Here is a 20,710-nt window from a genome sequence, read left to right on the forward strand (position 1 = left end):
AATTAATTTTTTCTTATTTTCGATACTAGTATTCTAATCATATAATCAAAACCTAATTTAAAGAATCTAATTATATTTGTTGCAGTTTTACTCATTCCCTCATGATCTGGGGGGTGTGTATAAGGAATTTCACTAATTTTTATACCTTTTTTCTTTAATTTAAATAAAAATTCTATAAAAAATTCACCATGTCCGTAACATATTGGAACAGCCATAGATAATTTCTCTCTTTTCATTAAAAAAATACCGCTAGTATAATCTTTAATACCACTACCCAAAATAATTCTACAAACTAAATTTATAGTTTTGCTAGATAGAACTCTTAATTTTGATCTTTGATCATTCCCACCAGGCACATACCTAGAGAGAAGAACTAAATCATTTTTATCAAGTTCAGAAATCATTTCAGAAGTTTTTTGAAGTAATTCAGGCATATTTGAATCAAACCACCCAATAATATCACCTTTGGTGTTTATTAAACCTAGTAGAAAAGCAGATGCAAGACCTCTATCTTGTCTTGAAAATAATTTTACTCTAGGGTCATTAAATTTTTTAATTTTATCACAAGTTCCGTCTGTTGAAGAGTCATCAACTATAATAACTTCTACGTCTGTTAAATTTGCAAATATTGATTTCAAAGTTTCCTTAATGATATATCCCTCATTGTAAGTAGATAAAATTATTGAAATTTTAGGTTCCATTAACTTTATTCAATTCTGAATCCATCATAATTTTAATTAACTGGTCTAAACTTGTTTTTTTTTTATTAAATTTAAAGAATTTTTCTGCCTTTAAGGTATTTCCTTTCAAAGAACTTGTTTGAGCTTTTCTAATTAACTTTGGGTCTATTTTTACATATTTTTTATAGTCCAGTCCTACGTAAGAAAAACATTTTTTTACAAAATATTCGACAGTATAATTTGTTCCAGATGCTATTATAAAAAAATCTGGTTTTTTTAATTGCATAATTTTCCATGATGCCTCAACGTAGTCTTTTGCGTATCCCCAGTCTATTTTTGCACTTAAGTCTCCCAATAAAATATCTTTTTTGTTTTTTTTATAAATTTGACAAACATTGTGAACTATTTTTTGGGTGACGTATTCTTTAGCTCTTCTCGGTGATTCATGATTATAAAATATAGCACCGCAGTTATGCATTTTAAAGATTCTATTATACATTTGACAAGCTTGATAAGCCGTAGTTTTTCCAAGTGCATAAACACTATTAGGATTTAATCTTGAGTTTTCATTTTGCTTCTTTTCGTCGTTTAACCCAAAAATATTTGATGAAATTGGCTGAAAATATTTAATTTTTTTACTTTTTAGAGCTTCCAATATTTCAATTACTGCTAGTGCAGTAACTTTAAATGAGTAAGATGGAATATTAAAACTCCAAGTAACATGATCTTGATCTGCAAAATTGTAAATTTCTGATGGGTTAATTTCGTTAATTAAATTTATTATAGATCCTAGATCTAACAAATCCCCCTTATGTAAAAAAAAATTTTTATTAAATACATTTTTATTATCTATTAGGTGATTTATATTTCTAGTATTACCTGTTGCGGATTTTCTTATTAAGCCATGTACTTGATAGTTTTTGCTTAATAAAAACTCAATCATGTAAGAGCCATCTTGACCTGTTGATCCTAATACAAGAGCTTTTTTTTTCATTATTTATTTTACTATTTTAAATGATGGATAGGGTAATAAAAATTTACCACCAGACTTAAGCCATTTTTTTTCTCTTTTTACAAATTCTTTAATAAAACCATATGGCATAACAAAAAAATAGTCAGGCTTGAGTTTTCTAGCCTTCTCTTCTGACAATATTTTTACACCAGATCCTATCGTATATTTACCCCATTTTGTTTTTGTTCTTTCAGCAGCAAATGGAATTTCTTTATTAGTCAAACCGTAATACTGTAATAATGTATTACCTTTTGTAGAAGCTCCGTAAATAAATATTTTTTTTCCACGTTTGACATTTTCTTTTATAAAGTTCACAGTTTTTTCTTTATTTTGTTTTACTCTTTTAACAAATTTAATTATTTCACTATAATTGGCTTGTTCTTTATATTTAATGGATTTTTTAATATTTTTTTTACAGTAAATTCTGTATGAGCCACCATTTATTTTATTTTCAGTCATTTTAAATATTTTTAGTCCATTTTTTTCAAATAAATATTTAAGCGAATTATAAGAATAATATTCTAGATGTTCATGACAAATATTGCCTAGATCATTTGTTTTAAACATGGAATGAGAGCACATTAATTGAGCCACAAAAATACCATCATCATCTAGGGCATCTGCAGCATGTTTAATAAACTCAGATGGATCCTCTAAATCATAGAACATACCTATAGCTGAAACAACTTTTAATTTTTGGTGTTTAGCTGGAATTTTTTTCATATGTTTTGTGTGCCAAAAATCATTAATCATATAGTCACAATTTTTTTTTAATTCATTTTTTAAATTATTGGCTGGTTCACATCCGATTGTAATTATTTTATCTTTCTTAAAATATTTTAAAAAAGTTCCATCGTTAGCTCCTATGTCAAGTATGACATCACCAGCTTTTATTTTACAATTTTTTTTAATATCTTGATAAAGTTCTTTTAATCCATCTCTCATGGTTTGAGTGATGCCTGACTTATACCAGTAAAATTTTTTATACATTATTTCTTGAGGAGCAGTATGTTCAAGTTGTAGTAATTTACAATTACTACAATAAACTAGATTTAATGGTGCCTTAACACCTTTTGTTATCGACGCTTTGTTAACAAAGTTGCTTACAAAATGATTTCCAAAATTATAGATTTGTTTAAGTTTTCTGTTTTTACAAAGTCTGCATTTCTTAATTTTAGTAGTTTTTGGTATTTTCATATAAGATAAATAATTAATTAAATCTTTTGAATAAATATAATAAATAAAAATATAATTCTATAATAAAATAAATTTTTTCTATATTTGTAATTAAAGCTGTCTTATTTTTATAAATCTCGACACAAAAAATAGAAAGTGCAATCTGTAACTTAAATTTAATTGATTTATTTGTAGTATCAAAAAATAGAAATATTCTTTTTTATCCTTTTATATAAAATATAAATAGTTGTGGTGCCCCCACCAAGAATCGAACTTGAAATTTATCCTTACCATGGACATGTTATGCCATTTAACTATAGGGGCTAATTTGTTATTTTATTGAAGTATTTCACAATAAATCATTTTTTCAAAAAATTGCCTTAATTTTTTTCATATAATGATTTATACCTAGTGGAGGAAATTTTATGGGCATTCATTACGATTATAAATCTACTAAAGGCAATAAGCTTATGGAAAAGCAAGCTAAGAGAGAAAAAAAGCTTGCTGAAAAAAAAGCAAAACGTGAGGCTAAAGAGGGACCAAAAGTTCAAGAAGAACCAGAGAAAACTTTAGATGCCTCAAAGCCTATCACTTTAGATTTTTTAACTAATCCAGATAAATAATGAATGATAAAAAAAAAAATGAGAAGTTAAGTCTGGCTCTTAAAAAAAATTTAAAAAAAAGAAAAATATTTCAAAAAAAGAACAAGAAGAAAAGTAAATAATGTCAGTGCTTTCCGATAAATCTATAAGAAAGTTAGCAGTTGAGGAATCAATGATTTCTCCTTTTGTAGATAAGCAAGTGAGAGATGGTAAGATTTCTTATGGACTTAGTTCATTTGGCTATGATGCAAGAGTAGGAGATGAATTTAAGATATTTCATAATGTTAATTCTTCTATCGTTGATCCTAAAGAATTTAGTTCAGATAATTTTGTAACCAAAAAAAGCTCTGAATATATTATCATTCCTCCTAATTCTTTTGCCCTTGGAACTACTATCGAGGTCTTCAAAATACCAAGAGATATTATGTGTATCGTTGTTGGTAAGAGTACATATGCAAGAACAGGAATTATAGTGAATGTAACTCCAATTGAATCTGAGTTTTTTGGAACAGTTACTCTTGAATTTTCTAATACCACACCATTACCTGCAAAAATTTATTCAAATGAGGGTGTTGCTCAATTTTTATTTTTAAAAGGAGATCAGTCTCCCGAAACTTCATACGCTGACCGTAAAGGAAAATATATGGGTCAAACTGGAGTAACTTTACCAAAAGTATAATCATGAAAAAACTGGAAGTCTTTGGGGCAGCAAAGCTTAAGGGACACATTAGAATTTCAGGTTCTAAAAATGCATCTCTCCCCATTCTAGCTGCAACTTTATTATCAAATAAAAAAATATCTCTAACAAACCTTCCAGAGGTAAAAGACATTGAAACAATGATACTTTTATTAAAGTCATTAGGTTCAGCTGTTGATGATAATAAAAAAAGATTAATTATCAAAAATACCAAGCAAACAAAAACTTTTGCAGCTTATAGTTTGGTTAAAACTATGAGAGCAGGAATATTAGTTTTAGGACCACTACTTGCTAAATTTGGCAAAGCAAAAGTTTCATTACCTGGTGGTTGTGCGATAGGGACAAGACCTGTCGATATCCATTTGCAAGCTCTATCAAAACTTGGAGTTAAATATAAAATTATCCAAGGTTATGTTCATGCTAATGCTCCTAAAGGGTTAATAGGAGCAAATATAATATTTCCTAAAGTTTCAGTTGGTGCCACAGAAAATTTAATTATAGCCGCATGTTTAGCTAAAGGAAAAACAGTTTTATCAAATTGTGCTATTGAACCTGAAATTAAAGATCTAGTTAATTTTTTAATAAATATGGGCTGTAATATTAAGTGGACTGCAAAGAGAACGGTTAGAATCGAAGGAGTGAACAATCTTAAAGAATTAAATTATAAAGTCATGCCAGATAGAATAGAGGCTGGAACTTATTTAATAGCTGCAGCATTAACGGAAGGAAATTTGAAAATTACTGGAATTGATCCCAAGATAATAAGTACAGAAATTAATATCTTAAAAACAGTAGGATCAAAAATTAACTTAAGAAAAAATGAAATACTTATTCAAGGAAGCAAAAAGATTAAAAGCATAAATATTAAAACATCGCCTTATCCAGGGTTTCCAACAGATTTACAGGCGCAAATGATGGTCTTATTGTGTAAAGCTAATAAAAAATCTCATATTAAAGAAGAAATATTTGAAAATAGATTTATGCACGTTGCAGAGCTAAATAGAATGGGAGCTAAGATTTCTATTAATGGAAATAAAGCAACCATAGAAGGAAATATCAAATTTGAAGCAGCAGAATTAATGGCTACAGATTTAAGAGCCTCTGTATCTTTAATCCTTGCAGCACTTGCTGCTAAAGGAAAATCAGTAATTAATAGAATTTATCACCTTGATAGAGGTTATGAGGATATAGAGAAGAAATTAAAAAAAGTAGGAGCTAAAATTAAGAGAATTAACTAATGAATAAAAAATATTTATCAAAAATTATAGCTACAGACAATGAGGGATTACAAGTGATCTCAGCATGTTGCTCTGGAGCTGAAGTTAAAGTTGATGAAATTAAATATCTTCAATCAAACAAGGTTTTTTTATTATCATTAAATAGATCTAAAGTAGAAACAGATGAAAAAGATAAAAAAGTTACTAGTATTTGCAAATTCGAATTTGTAGATAAAGTTAAATCTAAAAATATTAAACAAAACGATCCTGAAGAAAAATTAGAGTTAATTGGGATGGATTATTTAAAAAATAATGACAATTATGAGATAAACTTAATGTTTACAAATAATGCATATATTACATTATCGACAGAAATAATTGAAGTAACTTTAGATGACCAAAATAAAGCTGATTAATGATTAAGATACTAGATAGTAAAAACAAAAACTTTGATAAAACTTTAGATGCATTACTGTCTAAACGAAAAAATAAAGTTCAACTTAATTCAGTTTCAGTTATTAAAATTATTAAAGATGTTAAGAAAAATAGTGATAAAGCTATCTTAAAGTATGAAAAGAGATTTAATAAAAATACTGTTATTACTCCAAGTGTAAAACAAGTAAATAAAACTATTCAATCTTTAGATCCAAAGGTTAAAAAAGCAATCGACCTTGCTTATGATAGAATTTATAAATTCCACTCGTTGCAAAAATTCAAAAATATTTCTTATACAGATAAACTAAAAAATAAATTAGAGTATAAATACGTTCCTATTGAATCGGTTGCAATTTATGTGCCTGGTTCAACAGCCTCATACCCTTCAAGCGTTTTAATGAATGCAGTACCTGCAATTGTTGCTGGGGTGAAAAGACTAGTTATGGTTAATCCAGGTCAAAAAGGTAAACAAAATCCGGCTGTATTATATGCTGCAAAGAAATGTAAGATTAAAGAGATTTATTCAATTGGAGGACCATCTGCTATTGCAGCTGTTGCATATGGTACTAAGAAAATTAAAAAAGTTGATAAAATTGTAGGCCCTGGAAATTCGTACGTAGCTGCAGCAAAAAAAGAAGTTTTTGGAGACGTTGGAATTGAAGGAATGATTGCAGGCCCCTCTGAAGTAACAATTGTTTGTGATAAATTTTCAAATCCTGAATGGATAGCAAGTGATCTAATAGGTCAAGCAGAACACGATAATCTTGCTCAATGTATTTTAATTTCAAAAGATAAATCAATTATTAAAAAAGTTAATGATGAAATTATTAATCAATTAAAAGAGCTGCCTAGAGCAGTAATTGCAAAAAATAGTCTACTCAATAATGGAATTTTAATTCATATGCCGTCTGACCAAAAAATTATTGATACAGTAAATAAAATTGCTCCTGAGCACTTAGAACTTAATACCAAGAATTATAAAAAAGTAGTGGGTAAGATTAAAAATGCAGGATCTATCTGTTTAGGAAAATATGCTGTAATGGCAATGACAGATTATAATGTTGGTTCTAACCATGTATTACCAACTAATTCTTCTGCAAGATATTCAAGTGGAGTTAGTGTTAATGAATTTTACAAAAGAATTTCATATATAAACCTATCAAAAAAAGGGATTGAAACCCTTGGTCCATCAGTTATAACACTTGCAAACTATGAGGGTTTAGCGGGACACGCTAAGTCGGTAGAAAAAAGAATTAGGAGAAAATAAATTTGTCAAAACAAGAAATGCTGTCGTTCTCAGGAATTGTTGAGGATTTATTACCGAATGCAATGTTCAGAGTTAAATTAGAAAACGGTCATATTGTTACAGCGCATGCTGCAGGCAAATTACGTAAGAACAGAATTCGAGTACTTCAAGGTGATAAGGTTCAAGTCGAAATGACACCTTACGATTTGACCAAAGGTCGTATCACTTTTAGAGGTTAATATGGGGCCCTGTAGCTCAGTTGGTAGAGCATCGGATTGAAAATCCGTGTGTCACTGGTTCGAGTCCAGTTGGGGCCACCACCACCTCCCTTAAAAATCCAAAAAATTATTGAAAAAATAAAAGAAATAAAATAACTTTTTTATATAAATAATAAAAAAATGAGTAAAAATGAGTACACTAAAAGGAACAGTTAAGTGGTTTAATAGTAAAAAAGGCTTTGGCTTTATTGAAAGAGAAGATAAAGAAAAAGATGCATTCGTTCACGCATCAGCAGTAAAAACTGCAGGCATGCGTTTTTTAAACGAAGGTGATAAACTAGAATTTGAGATGAAGGATGGTCCAAAAGGTCCTTCAGCTATAAATTTAAAAAAAATAGACTAGTTCTTAAACTTCAAAAATCTAAAAGGGCGTTTTACCTTTAAAAATAAAATTAACGTCCTTTTTATATTTAGGTGTTGAAAATTATTCTTAATTGTCTAAAAGACTGATCATGATTATAAATATTACATACAGAGAGAATTCAAGAAGTACTTACAGACTTTGTTTCCATAGCCTTTAGGCTATTTATTTATAATATAATTTTAAATCCACACAAAAATAATATAAACACAAGGAATGCCTGCGTAGTATAACGGTTAGTACGATAGTTTGTGGAACTATAGGATTTGGTTCAATTCCAAGCGCGGGTACCAAAAAGATGAATAAAGAAAAAAAACTAATTCCTGGGTTACCCTCAGGATTTGAAGATCGATGGGGAAAGAAATTAATTCTCAAGAAAAAGTTAATTAATATTATTGAAGCTAATTTTGTAAAATTTGGCTTTGGCGCCCTTGAAACTCCTTCATTTGAAATTTCAGAGAACATAGGATCATTTCTTGCAGATGATGACAGCAATCCTATGTCTGATGTGTTCTCATTTAAAGATGGTGAGAAAAATATTACTCTTAGATATGATTTATCAAGTCCGTTAGCTAGATTTGTTGCTCAAAATAATCAAGAATTACCCTTACCTTATAAAAGATATCAAATGGGTGATGTCTGGAGAAATGAAAAAGCGGGTAATGCTCGTTATAGAAGCTTTTTACAATGTGATGCAGATATAGTCGGTAACGTTAATCCAGCTCAAGCAAATGCTGAACTTTGTAACTTAATTGCAAGTACACTTCTTGCCTGTGGTTTAAAAAAAGATCAGTTCGTTGTTAACATTAGTAATAGAAAAATTGTTCAAGGTGTAATTGAAGACCTTAAAATATCTGATGATAAGAAGATAAAGGTTATGAGAGCAATAGATAAATTGGATAAGCCTGGATTTGGTTTAAGAGGAGTTGAAGATTTATTAAAAAAAGAAAGAGTAGATGTAAGTGGAGCAGTTACAAAAGGTGCTGACTTAACTGATGATCAAGCTTCACAAATAATCAACTTCTTAAAAGTAAAAGATTTAAAAGAATTAAAAGAAAATTTAAAAAATCCTTTATCTCAAGAAGGAATTAAAGAATTAGAAGATTTATTAGAAATAGCAAGTTATGGAGATTATTTAGATCAAATAAAGACAAACTTTACAATTGTAAGAGGGCTTGCTTATTATGATGGGTTTTGTGTTGAAACCAATTTAAATTTCAAAGCAAAAAACAGCAAAGGTAAAGAAGTTGATATAGGAAGTATTTGTTCAGGTGGACAATATAATAAATTAATTTCAAGATTTAAGGGAGTTGATATTCCAGGAACTGGAATGAGTTTTGGTGTTGACCGATTATTATTTGCAATGATGCAACTTGATCAAATTGAAGTGGATGAGAAAAAACCAGTCATTATTTGTGTAATGGACGAAAAGTATTTAAAAAATTATTATGAGATTTTAAAAGTATTAAGAGATAATAATATTAACTCTGAAATATTTTTAGATAGTAAGAAAAATCTAGGCAAACAATTAACGTACGCAAATAAAAAACAATATCAGGTAGCTATTATTTGTGGTGAAAATGAATTTAAAGATAATACGATTACTTTAAAAAACCTTTTAGGAGTTAAAGGTGAAAACAATCAAGTAACGTTCTCAAAAGAAAATTTAATTGATGAAATCAAAAAATTTATCTGAAAAAATCCTTAAATCAGTCAAATCTAAAGGGTTTAAATATATTGATTTACCTTCAGTAATTGAAGCTAATCATATTGTTCAACGATCTGGAGAGAATTTTAGAAAATTTATTTTTTCTTTCACTGATCAAAATGGAAGTGAGCTTTGTCTTAGACCCGATCTAACTATTGCATCATGTTTAAGATACCTAGAAAACAATTTTAAAGGAAAAGAAAAAATATTTTATAGCGGTCAGGCCTATAGAAAATCAAATAATAAAAGAGATTCTATTATTAGAGACCAAGTTGGCTTTGAGATTATTGGCTCTAAAGATGAAAAGAAAGATGATAAGGAAATTATTAATACAGCCTTAAAATCTCTATCTAATTTACAATATTCATCAGGAACTTTAAAAATTGGTAACGTTGAGATTTTCAATTTATTGATTTCAAAGCTAGATATCCCAAAAAGATGGAAATTAAGACTTTCAAGACATTTTTGGAGAGAAGAATACTTCAATGATTTATTAAAAAGGTTAGAGACAAACTCTGATGTAGACCCAACAATTGTTGAAGTTGATAAAAAAAGATATTTAAAAATGTTAAAAGATAATCAGCAAACAGTAGTTGCAGGTAGATTAATTGAAGAAATCTTAAAGAGATTTAATAATAAGATTAAAGATCCTAGAAGAGCTAGTAGAGGTAAAAACGTTTCAAAAATTATTAAAGAGTTTTTAAAGATTAACTGCCCAATAGGACAAGCAGCTGAAAAACTTAATATCTTTTTTAAAAAGAATAAGATCAATTTAGTTGTGGATCAAAAATATTTTCCAACCTCATTAAACAAAATTCAAAAATTAAATGTAGAGTTTTCAGCATCTTTTGGGCGTCAATTAGAATATTATACAGGTATGGTATTTAAAATTGATATTAGATCTAAATCTAAAAATATTAACGTTATTAATGGTGGACGATACGACAAACTAATTTCAGACCTTGGATCTAAAAAACAAGTTCCAGCAGTAGGAGCTGCTTTAAATTTAAATTACTAATGACAAAAAATATTATTAATATTGGAATTCCCAGTAAAGGGCGCCTTAGAAAAGATATTTTAAAAATATTTAAAAAAAATAAATTAAATTTAGTCACAGAAAGAGGTGAAAGAGATTTATTAGGATTTATTAAAAACTTAAATAATGTTAAAGTATTATATCTTCATGCAAGAGAGATAGTCGAAAGACTTGGAGATGGCTCTTTAGATCTTGGCTTTTCTGGATATGATTTATTGAAAGAGAGTGAAGTTAATATTCAAAAGAAGATAAGTGTTGTTAAGAATTATGGATTCGGCAAAGCAACATTAGTTGTTGCTATTCCAGATCCCTGGATTGATGTTCAAACAGTTGCTGATGTAGAGGAAATTGCTTTTGAATTTAAAGATATAAAGAAAAAAAGATTAAGAGTAGCAACAAAATATCCTAATCTAACAAGAGAGTTTTTGTTTTCAAAAGGAGTTACGCAATTTAAGTTGGTTAGTAGTTTAGGTGCAACTGAAGCATATCCTTTTACGGGGTCATCTGAAATTATAACTGATATTACTTCATCTGGTGAAACTCTAAGAGCGAATAATCTTCGAATTCTCAAAGATGGTGAAATTTTAAAGTCAGAAGCCTGTATGATGGCTTCAAAATTTTCTCTAAAAAATAGTCTGGTTAAAAAATTAGTTAAGTTACTTTCTAAGTAAAGTATCCTTAAGGTAAATTAAAATAATCTTAATAATATCAAGGTTTCTAAGGACTGCATAAGCTGCAAGAATAGCTCCTATAATAAGTAGTATTTTTAATACTAAGATTGATTCCATAGAGACAGTTTTAAATAATTACATATATAAATCAAATTTTTACTATAAAATATCTCATAGAATCATGGACATAATTTTATTAACAGTTTTAATCTTATTACTCGGAGTTGCTTTAGCAATCCTTTATCTAAACTTAAGATCTAAGCCAAAAGATGAGAGCGAAAATAAAGAAGCTGAAGAGATGGCCAATTTAAAGACAGAAATTACTTCATTAAAAGATACCTTAAATACTACTATTAATACCTCACTTGGTTCAATGTCGACTTCATTTACCGCTCTATCAACTGGAGTGACTAAAGATATGACAGAGGCCTTAACAAAGGTTGATGAAAAAGTAGGAAACTTTAATAGTCAGGTCGAATTATTAAATAAAAGCCAAGAAGGTATAACAAAAATTTTAGCTGGAGTTAAAAAATATGGAACTCTTGCAGAGTTTTCATTGGATGCTTTAATCAAAGACTTATTACCTGCCTCTCAATTCATGACCAACGTTAAGATGAAAGAGGATACAGGTGAAAATGTAGAATTTGCAATCAAACTTCAGGGTGATGTAATGGTGCCTGTAGACTCACATTTTCCAGTAGAAAAATTTAAAGCAATTACCGATGGCTATGATGCTGATGATAAAAAAGCTGTTGCAGATGCAAGAGCAAAATTAGCTGCTGCATTTAAAGCAAAAGCTAAAAGTGTTAATGAAAAATACATAGTACCACCAAAAACTACTGATTTCGCAATTGTTTATGCCCCAACTGAAAGTTTATATAAAGAATTAACTGAATACCAAGATCCAACTACTAAAGAATTATTAACTCAAGAATTAATGAAAAAATATAAAATTGTAATCTGTGGTCCTAATACTCTTTCAGCTTACTTACAATCTTTACACATGGGCTTTCAATCTTTAAAAGTTCAAAAGGGCGCCACAGAAATCTATGATCACTTAAAAACAATTAGCTCAAGATTTGGAAAACACTTTGATAATATAGTTTCTCTTAGAAAAAAATTAGAAGAAGCAATGATCGTTGTTGATAAGTTTGGAACAGATGCAAGATCGATTAGCAGAAGCCTAGAAAATATTAAAGATCCTGAACAAGTTGATAAAGCTGTTCAAACAGAAAACGTAGAAAAATTTGTTGACCATTCAAAACAAGCAAAAAATTAATTTCTTTTTTCCCTCAATACCGCTTATAACAAACTATATGCAGTGGAATAATAAATTTACTTATCCAAAATCCATGAGATCAATGGTTAGCGGTTCAAGAATGTATGCTGTAAATCAACAAAAACTTCCATCAGTAACTTCCATATTACAAGCAACACAAAGTGATGAAAAAAAAGCATCTCTTGCAAATTGGAAAGCAAGAGTAGGAGCTGCTGAAGCAAATAGAATTAAAAATGATGCTTCAAGTAGAGGCACATCAATGCACTCTCATTTAGAAAAATATCTATTAGGTCAATTAAATTTAGAATTATTAGAAGAAGAAAATAAATCTAAAAAAATGGCAGACGAAATAATTGAACAAGGAATTAAAAATAAATTGTCGGAGATTTGGGGAACTGAAGCCACATTGTACTATCCAGGAAAATATGCTGGAACGTGTGATGCTTGCGGAGTGTATGAGGGACAAGAAACTATCATTGATTTTAAACAGTCCAACAAACCGAAAAAAGAAGAGTGGATTGAGGACTATTATCTTCAATTAGGGGCTTATTCATTAGCTCATAACGTTGTTTACAATTCAAATATCACCCAAGGAATTGTCCTGTTATGTACGGTTGATAATTTATTTCAAGATTTTAGAATTCATGGTGTTAAACTAGAAGAATATCAAAATAAGTTTTTAGAAAAAGTCGAACAATACTATCATCAAAGGAATACCAACTAATATGAATTTAGCAATATGGGATATTGAATCTAGTAGCGCCAATACTTCATGGGGAAGCATTATTGAAGTAGGTGGCATTTTAGTTGATCCAAATTTTAAAGAATTAGATCGTTTTAATTTTAGATGTAGATTGCCAGAAGGAGAGGTACCTCAAGCAATGGCTTTAATAGTTAACAAAACTAGCGTTAATTTATTAACTAAAGGAAATTTAAGTCACTACCAAATGTTATCTCAGCTAGAAGCAACATTTAAAAAATGGAGCCCAGCATTGTTCATGGGTTGGTCAAACATTGGCTTTGATGACGAGATGATAAGAAACGAATTCTTTAGAGGTATTAGATATCCATATATTACAAATGCAACTCCCAACAAAAGACATGATGGTTTAAATATTGCAAGAGGTGCTCATGCAGTTGATGAAAGCGTTGTAAAAACAGAAATAAATGCAAAAGGTAATGCGGTCATGAAATTAGAGTCGTTAGCTAGAATGAATGGATTTGAATCTAGTGGAGCTCACTCAGCTTTATTTGATGCAGAGTTAACTGTTAAGGTTTTAGGATTGATTAAAAAAAATCAACCTCAAACTTGGGATACATTTTTAAGAACAGCAAACAAGAGTGATACTGAAACGATATTTAAAACTGAAAAAATGTTTACACTAGCTGAATATCATTTTGGTAAAAATTATAGATTTGTAGTTGCACCACTTCATCCAAAACATTGTATTCACCCAATCTATCAGTGGGGCCAAGCTTTTGATCTTAAAGTTGATCCGATCCCATTATTTGATATGTCAATTTCTGAACTTAAAAGTGCTATTAAAAAATTAAAGTTTTTAAGAACTATACGATCAAACAAAGCTCCTATAATTTTAGATGCAAGTTATGGATTACAAGTTGAGCCATATAGCAAACTTGATCCTGATTTAATTAAAGAGCGTGCAAAATTAGTAAATAGTAATGAAAAATTTTCCCAAAATGTTTTAACAGCATTAAGAGAGACTGCTGAAGAAAAAGCTCAATTTGATTCACAGGTTGATTTATTAGCAGAAGAGACAATTTATAAAAAATTTACACCTCAAAAAGATACAGCTTTATTTCCAAAATGGCACGCAGCCTCTTGGAAGGATAAATTAATTTTATTAGATAAATTTGAAGATGAGAGAATGGTAAGCTTTGGAAAAAAGATAATATATCAAGAATCACCAGATACACTACCTGCTGATATCTTTAAGACTATTAAACGTGGAATAGCTGAAAGAATATTAAGCGATGAAAAAGAAAAATGGTGGACATGCAAAGAATTTTATTTTGAGTGTGATAATTTAAGAGATAGATATACCAACGAAAAAGATGAGAAAAAACTCAAGTTTTTAGACGAAATTAACGAGTTTGTTGAAGGCATTCAAAAAAAATACGAGCAGGCATAATTAACCTCTGTTAATTAACTAAAAAAATCCCTTTTTACATATTGAATAAAAAAAATAAAAATTTATATAAGAAGTATGCTTATAGATTTTAAAGACGAAGAATTTGAAACAAAAATTAAGAATGAAGACATCTCTGTAGTTCAATTTTCTGCAGAATGGTGTGCTCCATGCAAGAGCCTTAAACCCATCATGGATAAGTTTTCAGATAGCTACAAAGATAAAGCTAGCTTTTATTATGCTGATATTGAAAATGGTGGAATTAACACCGGTTCAGCTGCTGGCGTAAGAGGTGTACCAACTGTTATTGTTTACAAAAAAGGTGTTGAAGTAGACAGAAAAGTTGGTGGAGTTGCCGAGAGCCAAATGAAAGAATTTCTAGATAAGAATATCTAGTTTAAATTTAAAACTTCTCCCGCAAGATACAAAGACCCTGTAATTAAAATAATATCATTTTCTTGAAGATCAATTGAGTTAATTGCTTGTTCAACAGAATTTTTATAATTGATATTTTCAAAATTTTTAATTTTCTTTTTAAGTTCATTTCCCTTAATAGCATTAGGTTGATTGGGAATATCAATTGTTGTTAATGATTTAATATCTTTAAAGTAACTCATATATTCATTGTGGTTTTTGTTAGCCATCATTCCTAAAATAATATGTTTGTTACAATTTAGACTTTGAAGATATTCATTTAATACCTTTGCACCAAGTGGGTTATGAGACCCATCTACAAATAACAAGTTATTAGTAGTTAAATCTTTTAATTTTCCAGATTTTAACTCTTGAAGACGCGCGATACTTTCTATTTTAATAATACCATTCTTAATATGTTCGTCAGTTATTTTATAATCCGTTAATTGCCTAGCAGTTGTAATTGCAGTAGAGATATTTTCTAATTGAAATTCTCCAGGTAGATTAGGTTTTGGAAGTTTAAGAGCACCAAATTCATCTTCAAAATAAAAAAAATCATTTTCTTTTAATATAAAATTATAATCTTTATTAAAGATTATTTTTTTAGAAGAATTATCTTTAATTGTATCTTCAATACTTTTACTAATTTCATTTGTACTTTGTTTTGCAACAATGATTTTAGAGTTTAATAAAGAGGATGTTTTTTCAAATATTATTTTGTTAACTGTTTGCTCTTCTTTTGGGAGCCAGTCTAAGTGATCAAGACCAATTGCTGTTACAATGCTAGCTAAATTTTTCTTTAAAATATTGGTAGCATCAAATCTATGAAATAGACCTGACTCAATTAAGTTAATGTTTTCAGGGTATTTCTTTGCATAATGAAGGTAAGCAACAGTTAAAATTTCAAAGAAAGTAATTTGTGTTTGATTATTAGCTTCTTCTATTTCAGAAAAAAGATTGGCCAATTTATCATCTGTTAAAGGCTTATTGTTAAAGACAAATCTTTCGTTAATCTTTTGAATGTGAGGGCTAGTATAAATATTACATTTATAATTTGCTTCTTTTAAAATTGCATAAAGTGCTTGGATGGTTGAAAACTTTCCGTTTGTTCCAACAACGGAAATGCAATTAATTTGGTCTTGGGGATTGCCTAATTTTTCTAAAAGATTTCTAGTTCGATCTAGGCTTAGATCGATCTCTTTAGGATGCAGCTTTTGTAAGCGTTCTACTATCTTCTGAAGTTTCATTTTCTGATGAATTTATAGCAGAATTTTTATTTAACAATATTGATAATAATGAGCCAATTTTTTCTCTTAGATCTTTTCTCTCGACAATCATATCGATAAATCCTGATTTCTGAACATACTCACTTCTTTGAAAGCCTTCTGGCAACTCTTCTCTTACAGTTCCTTGAATTACTCTAGCTCCTGCAAAAGCTATAAGAGCTCCTGGTTCTGCTAAGTGTAGATCGCCTAACATTGCATATGAGGCTGTAATACCACCAGCGGTTGGATCAGTCAGCACAACAATGTAGGGTAAATTATTTTTCTTTAGTTCGTTAATTGCCAGTGTCGTTCTTGTCATTTGGCTTAATGATATAAGACTTTCCATCATCCTCATTCCACCACCAGAAGTAAACACTACAAAAGGTTGTTCATTTTCTATTGCATGTTGAATTCCGTATAAAAAAGCTTCACCTTCAGCAGCACCAATTGAGCCACCTACAAAATCAAAATCAGATGCAATTGCTGTAATTTTTAAATTTAGAATATTAGTATTAACAACCATCATTCCACAATCCATACCAGTTTTTTTTCTAGCAGCTTTTAGTCTATCTTTATAAGGTTTTGCATCATTCCAATTTAAAGGGTCGTCTTGAGGAATGGGAGTTTTTAAAACTTCATAATTGTTTTTGCCAAATATAATATCAAATCTTTGACTTGGGCTTATTCTGTGGTGTTTGTTACAAGATGGGCAAACCCACAAGTTTTCTTCTAAATCTTTTTTTAAGATAGGCCCCTTACAACATGAGGTCCAATCACTATTAGCTATTTCAGTCTTAGTTGCACGTGCTTTAATGATGGTTTTTATTTTCTCACCAAATCTTAAAGTTTTTTTAATCCAATTCATGCTATTTTTTTTCTTAACTTTAACACAATATTAGTTACATTTGTGACAGGATTTTGGCGTTTTTTAATAGAATTTGATATTTCTTTACACAAAGCACTACCAACCACTAATCCATCAGCTTTTCTTAAAGATGCTATAGTTTTTTCAGTTATCCCAAAGCCTATTACAATATTCTTATTCTTATTAAGTTTTTTAATCTTACTGTATCGCTCTAATATTTTTTTAGGTGAAACCTTTAGTTTGCCACCAGTTGTTGAGAGCATACTGATATAATAAACCATATCATGCGAGTCTTTTATAATCTTTTTCATTCTACTCGGAGACGTAGTAGGAGATACTAACTGAATAAAACTAATACCTTTTTTCTTACATTTTTTTGCAAATTCTTTATTTTCTGGATAAGGAAGATCGACAACAATTAATCCATCTACACCTACTTTTTTGCAAATATTTATAAAGTTATTATCACCATATTGATAAATCATATTATAATAACCCATCAATATTACAGGTTTTGATTGTTTTGATTTTTTAAAATCTTTGACTATTGAAAAAACATCTTTAATTTTAATACCATTTTTTAAAGCTCTATAAGCACTTGATTGAATCTGGCCACCATCTGCAATTGGAGTATTGTGAGGAAATCCTATCTCACAAATATCAGCATATTTTGCAATTGATTTTAATATCTCAAGAGATTTCTTTTTAGTATTATCTCCAGCTACTGTGTAAGTTAGTAATGCAGGTCTTTTTTCAGTTTTTACTTTTTTAAATGCTAAGTTAATTAATGACATTTTAGTTAATTTTTCCTAATCTTTCTTTTAAAATATCACGATCTTTTTTAGCATCACCACAAGAGTTTACTATAATGATAGTATCTTTACTTAATTTTAGAGCAATTTTTATAGCTTCTGCAAAAGCATGACATGGCTCAAGACTTGGGTTTATTTTTTCAAGTTTTGTAACTAGCTTGTATGCGTTTAAAGCTGCCTCATCAGTTGCGGACGTATATCTTGCTCTCTTAACATCTTTTAAGAAGCAGTGAATAGGTGACACTCCAGGATAATCCAATCCAGCAGAAATAGAAGCGGTATCATTAATTTGTCCTTCATTATTTTGACAAACATAAGCTGCTGCTCCATGTAATATTCCAAGTCTAGCATCATTAGTTAGAGGTGCCGCATGTAGTTTTGAATTTTTTGGCCCACCAGCTTCAACACCGATTAATTCAATTTGTTTCTTATCATAATCAATAAACTCACTCCAGAATCCGTATGCCGAAGAACCACCTCCTATACAATTCAAGAGTTTAATTTTTTTAGGCATCTTTTTAAATTCAGACTGAATTTGTATCTTTAGTTCTCTTGAAATTTGAGCTGTACTCCAACCACAAATTTTAACAAATATATTAGGACCAACTGTTGATCCAACACACATATGAGTGTTATCACAATTTGAAACCCAGTAACGCATACACTCGCTAACAGCATCTACTAATGTTTGGCTTCCTGAATAAACGGGCACAATTTCAGCACCATTCTTTTTCATTGCATCTACATTAGGCTTTTGCCTTTTTATATCCTTTGCACCCATGAATATTTTACATTTGAGGCCGAACTTTTTAGCAGCCATACTCAGCATCTTTCCAGCATAACCAGCACCCGTATCACCAACGACATATTTTTTTCCTGCTTTTTTAGCAATAAGGCAATGAACTGTTGCATTATAAATTTTATGAGCTCCTCCGTTCGCCTCCGACACCATTTTGGCATATATTTGAGCTCCACCTAAGTGATCTGATAGATTTTGAAGTTTAATAAATGAAGTAGGAGAACCTATATAGTTCTTAAAATAATAATCTCTTTGTTTAAGAAATTTCTTATCATATCTAAGTTTTTCAAAAAGTTCAGTTAAGTCCTCAATGGGTTTTTTTAAAGTTTCAGGTATAAAATTACCACCAAACTTACCACCCCAAAATCCACTCTTATTGTGCTGATCAATTAAAGGAATTTTTTTTTTAAGTTTCATTATTAATTAGTTTAATTTTGTTTAAAAAAATATTTATTTTTGAAATATCTTTTAATCCAGATGTTTCTAGACCTCCAGAAATATCTATAATGTCTGCTATTTCATTATAATTTTCAAGGTTATCTTCAATTTGAATATTCCCAGCTAGCATTAATTCTTTATTAATTTTAATGTTTTTAATTAATTGATGATCGAAGGACATACTTTTTTCATAACCTTTGCTATCAAATAGTATTATGTCTGCAAGCTCATTATATTCTAAATATTTAACAGTATCATTTTGATCCTTTATAGTTATTGCAACAATGATCTTTTTATTATATTTTTCCTTAATTGATTTAACATCAGAGGGGTTGCAATCGTAAAGTTGATAATAATCGAATGGTAAATCCTTTATTCTTTCTAAAATGTTTTCAGTAGGTTTAACCAATACAGCAACATATTCTGATTTTCTTTTATCAACTTTTAATAGTTCTTTAAGCTTATCATGTTCAACAAATCTTTTTGATTTAGGCCAATTACAAATAAACCCTATCATCTTAGGTGGAGTAGGATGGGCAGTTAAAAATTCTAAAGTTTTAAAGTCAGAGATCCCACAAATTTTGCAGGATAGGGTCATTGATTTAAATGATTAATTAATCTTCTAATGTTATTTTTGATATTACCTTTTACTAATGATCTTCCCATTACAATACCAGAAACTTTGTTTTTAAAAGCATCATTGGGAGTCATTACTCTAGATTGATCATTTGCATCATCTCCAGGCAATCTTATTCCCGGTGTCACAATAAATAAGTTTTTATATTTTTTTCTAACTATCTTTGCCTCTTGTGCAGAGCATACAATTCCAGCTGCGCCTGATTTTTTTATAAGACCAGCTTGTTTTAATACTAATTGTTCTACTGTTTTGGTGTGACCAATTTCTTTAAGAGACTTGTTGTTAAGGCTTGTTAAAATTGTAACTCCTAATACTTTTAAATTTTTATTAATTATTTTAGCTTTTTTTGTAATAGCTTTAAGCATTGTAAGGCCACCGTTTGCATGAACTGTAATATATCTACATCTTTTTAAATCTTTTAAACTATCCATTGCAGATAAAGCAGTTTGTGGAATATCGTTTATTTTTAAATCTAAGAAATAATCTTTTTTAAAGTTTTGAAGAAAGGCCCTTCCATTTTTTGAATAAAAAAACTGTAAGCCAAATTTTGGTATTATTTGAAGTTTATTAGTTTTTGTATGGCTAATTATTTTTTTTATCTCTTTTAAATTTGATGTATCACAAGCAGCAAAAACAATTTTATTCGTCATTATTTAATTTTTTAAACATTTCCTTGGACATTTTAAAGTGAATTGTTTTTTTTTGAGGTGTATTTACTTTCTCTCCTGTTTTTGGATTTCTTGATATTCTTGCTTTTTGAATATTAGTAGAGAACATGCCAAAACCTCTTAATTCAACACGATCTCCTCGTTTAAGGGCCTGCTTTATTTCAGTAAGAATAATATCGGTAAACTTTTCTAGGTCTTTTTTTAAAAAATTTGGGTAGTTATTAGCGAGTTGTTTTAGAAGCTTTGATTTTACAATAGCCAATT

At 29.4% G+C, this 20,710-nt stretch carries 24 protein-coding genes and 3 tRNA genes; 16 read left to right on the forward strand and 11 right to left on the reverse strand.

The features are described 5' to 3' along the window. Nucleotides 1-2: 2 nt before the first annotated feature. The 4 genes from ABXT61_RS00380 to ABXT61_RS00395 all read right to left on the reverse strand — a co-directional run bounded on the left by ABXT61_RS00380 (nucleotide 3) and on the right by ABXT61_RS00395 (nucleotide 3,192). Nucleotides 3-701, reverse strand: a complete 699-nt coding sequence (locus tag ABXT61_RS00380; RefSeq protein WP_415315358.1) for a glycosyltransferase — start codon at nucleotides 699-701, stop codon at nucleotides 3-5. Next, nucleotides 691-1,674, reverse strand: coding sequence for a GDP-mannose 4,6-dehydratase (locus tag ABXT61_RS00385; protein ID WP_415315359.1), 984 nt, complete (start codon nucleotides 1,672-1,674; stop codon nucleotides 691-693). The genes ABXT61_RS00380 and ABXT61_RS00385 overlap by 11 nt, the downstream gene beginning before the upstream one ends. Before the next feature lie 3 nt (nucleotides 1,675-1,677). After that, complete coding sequence (locus ABXT61_RS00390; protein WP_415315360.1) at nucleotides 1,678-2,889, reverse strand: class I SAM-dependent methyltransferase; 1,212 nt, start codon at nucleotides 2,887-2,889, stop codon at nucleotides 1,678-1,680. A gap of 229 nt (nucleotides 2,890-3,118) precedes the next feature. Next, nucleotides 3,119-3,192 (reverse strand) — tRNA-Thr (locus ABXT61_RS00395). Between the two features lie 101 nt (nucleotides 3,193-3,293). Between ABXT61_RS00395 and ABXT61_RS00400 the strand changes: the two genes are divergently transcribed. The 16 genes from ABXT61_RS00400 (at nucleotide 3,294) to ABXT61_RS00475 (ending at nucleotide 14,944) form a co-directional block, all read left to right on the forward strand. Continuing rightward, a complete protein-coding gene (locus ABXT61_RS00400) occupies nucleotides 3,294-3,491 on the forward strand; it encodes a hypothetical protein (RefSeq protein WP_006997433.1) in 198 nt (65 codons plus the stop codon). Between the two features lie 100 nt (nucleotides 3,492-3,591). Continuing rightward, complete coding sequence (gene dcd / locus ABXT61_RS00405) at nucleotides 3,592-4,149, forward strand: dCTP deaminase (RefSeq protein ID WP_415315361.1); 558 nt, start codon at nucleotides 3,592-3,594, stop codon at nucleotides 4,147-4,149. Between the two features lie 2 nt (nucleotides 4,150-4,151). Beyond that, on the forward strand, nucleotides 4,152-5,405 hold the full coding sequence (murA, locus tag ABXT61_RS00410) for a UDP-N-acetylglucosamine 1-carboxyvinyltransferase (RefSeq protein ID WP_415315362.1): 1,254 nt from the start codon (nucleotides 4,152-4,154) through the stop codon (nucleotides 5,403-5,405). Then, nucleotides 5,405-5,800 (forward strand): DUF2948 family protein, encoded by a 396-nt coding sequence (locus ABXT61_RS00415; protein ID WP_415284794.1) that lies wholly within the window; start codon nucleotides 5,405-5,407, stop codon nucleotides 5,798-5,800. The genes murA and ABXT61_RS00415 overlap by 1 nt, the downstream gene beginning before the upstream one ends. Beyond that, the gene (hisD, locus tag ABXT61_RS00420) at nucleotides 5,800-7,086 is read left to right on the forward strand and encodes a histidinol dehydrogenase (RefSeq protein ID WP_415315363.1); all 1,287 of its coding nucleotides are present in this window, start codon (nucleotides 5,800-5,802) and stop codon (nucleotides 7,084-7,086) included. The genes ABXT61_RS00415 and hisD overlap by 1 nt, the downstream gene beginning before the upstream one ends. 2 nt (nucleotides 7,087-7,088) lie before the next feature. Beyond that, nucleotides 7,089-7,304, forward strand: coding sequence for a translation initiation factor IF-1 (infA, locus tag ABXT61_RS00425; protein ID WP_006997427.1), 216 nt, complete (start codon nucleotides 7,089-7,091; stop codon nucleotides 7,302-7,304). A gap of 5 nt (nucleotides 7,305-7,309) precedes the next feature. Beyond that, nucleotides 7,310-7,385 (forward strand) — tRNA-Phe (locus ABXT61_RS00430). Nucleotides 7,386-7,473: 88 nt separating this feature from the next. Further along, nucleotides 7,474-7,686 carry a cold-shock protein gene (locus ABXT61_RS00435; RefSeq protein ID WP_415315364.1) on the forward strand — a complete coding sequence of 71 codons (213 nt, stop codon included), beginning with the start codon at nucleotides 7,474-7,476 and terminating at the stop codon, nucleotides 7,684-7,686. Nucleotides 7,687-7,922: 236 nt separating this feature from the next. Next, nucleotides 7,923-7,997 (forward strand) — tRNA-His (locus ABXT61_RS00440). 5 nt (nucleotides 7,998-8,002) lie between these two features. Then, nucleotides 8,003-9,400 carry a histidine--tRNA ligase gene (gene hisS, locus ABXT61_RS00445; RefSeq protein ID WP_415315365.1) on the forward strand — a complete coding sequence of 466 codons (1,398 nt, stop codon included), beginning with the start codon at nucleotides 8,003-8,005 and terminating at the stop codon, nucleotides 9,398-9,400. Next, entirely contained in the window at nucleotides 9,378-10,430 is a 1,053-nt protein-coding gene (locus ABXT61_RS00450) for an ATP phosphoribosyltransferase regulatory subunit (RefSeq protein WP_415315366.1), read from the forward strand. The genes hisS and ABXT61_RS00450 overlap by 23 nt, the downstream gene beginning before the upstream one ends. Continuing rightward, nucleotides 10,430-11,119, forward strand: a complete 690-nt coding sequence (hisG, locus tag ABXT61_RS00455) for an ATP phosphoribosyltransferase (RefSeq protein WP_415315367.1) — start codon at nucleotides 10,430-10,432, stop codon at nucleotides 11,117-11,119. The genes ABXT61_RS00450 and hisG overlap by 1 nt, the downstream gene beginning before the upstream one ends. A 181-nt stretch (nucleotides 11,120-11,300) precedes the next feature. Next, nucleotides 11,301-12,398 (forward strand): DNA recombination protein RmuC, encoded by a 1,098-nt coding sequence (locus tag ABXT61_RS00460; RefSeq protein ID WP_415315368.1) that lies wholly within the window; start codon nucleotides 11,301-11,303, stop codon nucleotides 12,396-12,398. A 37-nt stretch (nucleotides 12,399-12,435) separates the two neighbouring features. Further along, on the forward strand, nucleotides 12,436-13,122 hold the full coding sequence (locus ABXT61_RS00465) for a hypothetical protein (protein WP_415315369.1): 687 nt from the start codon (nucleotides 12,436-12,438) through the stop codon (nucleotides 13,120-13,122). Nucleotide 13,123: 1 nt separating this feature from the next. After that, complete coding sequence (locus tag ABXT61_RS00470; RefSeq protein WP_415315370.1) at nucleotides 13,124-14,551, forward strand: exonuclease domain-containing protein; 1,428 nt, start codon at nucleotides 13,124-13,126, stop codon at nucleotides 14,549-14,551. Between the two features lie 75 nt (nucleotides 14,552-14,626). After that, on the forward strand, nucleotides 14,627-14,944 hold the full coding sequence (locus ABXT61_RS00475; RefSeq protein WP_271482804.1) for a thioredoxin family protein: 318 nt from the start codon (nucleotides 14,627-14,629) through the stop codon (nucleotides 14,942-14,944). On the opposite strand, the gene ABXT61_RS00480 is transcribed toward ABXT61_RS00475, so the two are convergent. From ABXT61_RS00480 to ABXT61_RS00510, 7 genes are read right to left on the reverse strand one after another with little or no spacing between them, the layout of a single operon-like run. After that, the gene (locus ABXT61_RS00480) at nucleotides 14,941-16,209 is read right to left on the reverse strand and encodes a bifunctional folylpolyglutamate synthase/dihydrofolate synthase (RefSeq protein WP_415315371.1); all 1,269 of its coding nucleotides are present in this window, start codon (nucleotides 16,207-16,209) and stop codon (nucleotides 14,941-14,943) included. The two genes, ABXT61_RS00475 and ABXT61_RS00480, sit on opposite strands and share 4 nt — an antisense overlap. After that, nucleotides 16,163-17,092 carry an acetyl-CoA carboxylase carboxyltransferase subunit beta gene (locus ABXT61_RS00485; RefSeq protein WP_415315372.1) on the reverse strand — a complete coding sequence of 310 codons (930 nt, stop codon included), beginning with the start codon at nucleotides 17,090-17,092 and terminating at the stop codon, nucleotides 16,163-16,165. The genes ABXT61_RS00480 and ABXT61_RS00485 overlap by 47 nt, the downstream gene beginning before the upstream one ends. Further along, a complete protein-coding gene (gene trpA / locus ABXT61_RS00490; protein ID WP_415315373.1) occupies nucleotides 17,089-17,886 on the reverse strand; it encodes a tryptophan synthase subunit alpha in 798 nt (265 codons plus the stop codon). Before trpA ends, ABXT61_RS00485 begins: the two co-directional genes overlap by 4 nt. A 1-nt stretch (nucleotide 17,887) precedes the next feature. Further along, a complete protein-coding gene (trpB, locus tag ABXT61_RS00495) occupies nucleotides 17,888-19,120 on the reverse strand; it encodes a tryptophan synthase subunit beta (protein WP_415315374.1) in 1,233 nt (410 codons plus the stop codon). Next, nucleotides 19,110-19,739 carry a phosphoribosylanthranilate isomerase gene (locus ABXT61_RS00500; protein WP_415315375.1) on the reverse strand — a complete coding sequence of 210 codons (630 nt, stop codon included), beginning with the start codon at nucleotides 19,737-19,739 and terminating at the stop codon, nucleotides 19,110-19,112. Before ABXT61_RS00500 ends, trpB begins: the two co-directional genes overlap by 11 nt. Next, on the reverse strand, nucleotides 19,736-20,428 hold the full coding sequence (pyrF, locus tag ABXT61_RS00505) for an orotidine-5'-phosphate decarboxylase (RefSeq protein ID WP_415315376.1): 693 nt from the start codon (nucleotides 20,426-20,428) through the stop codon (nucleotides 19,736-19,738). The genes ABXT61_RS00500 and pyrF overlap by 4 nt, the downstream gene beginning before the upstream one ends. Continuing rightward, nucleotides 20,418-20,708, reverse strand: a complete 291-nt coding sequence (locus tag ABXT61_RS00510; RefSeq protein WP_271521505.1) for an HU family DNA-binding protein — start codon at nucleotides 20,706-20,708, stop codon at nucleotides 20,418-20,420. Before ABXT61_RS00510 ends, pyrF begins: the two co-directional genes overlap by 11 nt. Nucleotides 20,709-20,710: the final 2 nt, after the last annotated feature.

The sequence above is a fragment of the Candidatus Pelagibacter sp. Uisw_137 genome (assembly GCF_047720245.1).
GTDB lineage: Bacteria > Pseudomonadota > Alphaproteobacteria > Pelagibacterales > Pelagibacteraceae > Pelagibacter.

Coding starts and splice junctions, on each gene's coding strand:
- ABXT61_RS00465 (WP_415315369.1), top strand. CDS start 12,436: ATGCAGTGGAATAATAAATTTACTTATCCAAAATCCATGAGATCAATG.
- pyrF (WP_415315376.1), bottom strand. CDS start 20,428: ATGACGAATAAAATTGTTTTTGCTGCTTGTGATACATCAAATTTAAAA.
- ABXT61_RS00500 (WP_415315375.1), bottom strand. CDS start 19,739: ATGACCCTATCCTGCAAAATTTGTGGGATCTCTGACTTTAAAACTTTA.
- ABXT61_RS00480 (WP_415315371.1), bottom strand. CDS start 16,209: ATGAAACTTCAGAAGATAGTAGAACGCTTACAAAAGCTGCATCCTAAA.
- ABXT61_RS00400 (WP_006997433.1), top strand. CDS start 3,294: ATGGGCATTCATTACGATTATAAATCTACTAAAGGCAATAAGCTTATG.
- ABXT61_RS00460 (WP_415315368.1), top strand. CDS start 11,301: ATGGACATAATTTTATTAACAGTTTTAATCTTATTACTCGGAGTTGCT.
- ABXT61_RS00435 (WP_415315364.1), top strand. CDS start 7,474: ATGAGTACACTAAAAGGAACAGTTAAGTGGTTTAATAGTAAAAAAGGC.
- hisD (WP_415315363.1), top strand. CDS start 5,800: ATGATTAAGATACTAGATAGTAAAAACAAAAACTTTGATAAAACTTTA.
- dcd (WP_415315361.1), top strand. CDS start 3,592: ATGTCAGTGCTTTCCGATAAATCTATAAGAAAGTTAGCAGTTGAGGAA.
- trpB (WP_415315374.1), bottom strand. CDS start 19,120: ATGAAACTTAAAAAAAAAATTCCTTTAATTGATCAGCACAATAAGAGT.
- ABXT61_RS00470 (WP_415315370.1), top strand. CDS start 13,124: ATGAATTTAGCAATATGGGATATTGAATCTAGTAGCGCCAATACTTCA.
- ABXT61_RS00380 (WP_415315358.1), bottom strand. CDS start 701: ATGGAACCTAAAATTTCAATAATTTTATCTACTTACAATGAGGGATAT.
- ABXT61_RS00475 (WP_271482804.1), top strand. CDS start 14,627: ATGCTTATAGATTTTAAAGACGAAGAATTTGAAACAAAAATTAAGAAT.
- hisS (WP_415315365.1), top strand. CDS start 8,003: ATGAATAAAGAAAAAAAACTAATTCCTGGGTTACCCTCAGGATTTGAA.
- hisG (WP_415315367.1), top strand. CDS start 10,430: ATGACAAAAAATATTATTAATATTGGAATTCCCAGTAAAGGGCGCCTT.
- ABXT61_RS00385 (WP_415315359.1), bottom strand. CDS start 1,674: ATGAAAAAAAAAGCTCTTGTATTAGGATCAACAGGTCAAGATGGCTCT.
- ABXT61_RS00390 (WP_415315360.1), bottom strand. CDS start 2,889: ATGAAAATACCAAAAACTACTAAAATTAAGAAATGCAGACTTTGTAAA.
- ABXT61_RS00485 (WP_415315372.1), bottom strand. CDS start 17,092: ATGAATTGGATTAAAAAAACTTTAAGATTTGGTGAGAAAATAAAAACC.
- trpA (WP_415315373.1), bottom strand. CDS start 17,886: ATGTCATTAATTAACTTAGCATTTAAAAAAGTAAAAACTGAAAAAAGA.
- ABXT61_RS00450 (WP_415315366.1), top strand. CDS start 9,378: ATGAAATCAAAAAATTTATCTGAAAAAATCCTTAAATCAGTCAAATCT.
- murA (WP_415315362.1), top strand. CDS start 4,152: ATGAAAAAACTGGAAGTCTTTGGGGCAGCAAAGCTTAAGGGACACATT.
- ABXT61_RS00415 (WP_415284794.1), top strand. CDS start 5,405: ATGAATAAAAAATATTTATCAAAAATTATAGCTACAGACAATGAGGGA.